This window comes from Flavobacterium sp. FPG59 (assembly GCF_002150205.1).
Lineage (GTDB): Bacteria > Bacteroidota > Bacteroidia > Flavobacteriales > Flavobacteriaceae > Flavobacterium.
The window spans coordinates 1-1,038 of the sequence record NZ_MTCA01000404.1 but is presented as its reverse complement, the minus strand read 5'-3'; the positions used below and the strand labels follow the sequence as shown (position 1 = coordinate 1,038).

General features: G+C 29.5%; 1 protein-coding gene. It reads left to right on the top strand.

Going from position 1 to position 1,038, the window contains the following annotated elements; all coding sequences use genetic code 11:
* Positions 1–102: 102 nt before the first annotated feature.
* Positions 103–1,038, top strand: a 936-nt coding sequence (locus FPG59_RS16315) for a hypothetical protein (RefSeq protein ID WP_140344733.1), incomplete at its 3' end; no start/stop codon positions are given.

Genomic DNA, 1,038 nt, shown 5'->3' with positions numbered 1-1,038 from the left:
TCTTTAGGTATTTGGTTTTAAAACAAGAAACCGAAAACCTTGATGCTGAATTTATTGAAAAACAGTTTCTTTAAATTTTATTACCTTTGTAAAAACAGAAATATGTTCCCTTTAAAAAAATATATATCAATAGCAGTTTTCATTGTTTTGTTATCTTGCCAAAGCGAAATAGTTGAACAGGATAATACTTTACAGGGAACTGTTACAAATGTTTCTCCTCTTACGACTTATCTGCAAAGAGTTGCAATGGTCAAAACGGTACAAGATAATATAATAGACAAGTCCAGTTATTGTACCATAAAACTTCCTTATACACTTACGGTTAACAATACAAACATAGCCGTAAATACAGTTGCTGATTATCAAAAAGTAGTAGATAATATTAATGCAAATGCTACTGATGAGGATATCGTAAAAATTGATTTTCCAGTAACGATGGTGTACTATAATTACTTCGAAAAATTGATTCCAAATGAAGCTGATTTTAAATCCTTAATCGATTATTGGAATCTATATCCTGATCTTCTGAGTAAGATTAATGGTTTAAATATTAAGTATCCAATTACAATAAATAGCTATAACAGTTCTAATCAGTTCGCTAGTTCCATGTCAATCATTAGCGATCAAGCTTTTTTTTATTTTATAAAAAATTTGACTGCTAGTCAGTATATTTCCTTACAATATCCTATTTCAATAGTAGATCACAATAATCAACCAAGGACAATTTCAAATAATCTGGATTTCGAGAATGCAATCAAATATGCTATTGATTATTCCCCAGAAAATAATATTGTGTCCCTAGATTTTACAGAAACAATAACAAAGGGTTCATGGGCAATCCCTTATTTTTTTGTTACTTCAGATAAAACTTCCTTGTATAGCGATTATTCATTTGTCTTTAAAAATGATTATACGGTTGTCGCTACAAGAGGAGGTAGTATTGAAACTGGACAATGGGAATATCAACTACTGAATGGCGTAAGAAAACTAAAAATAAATTTCAATTCACAATTACTGAGTAAACTGAATACTTATTGG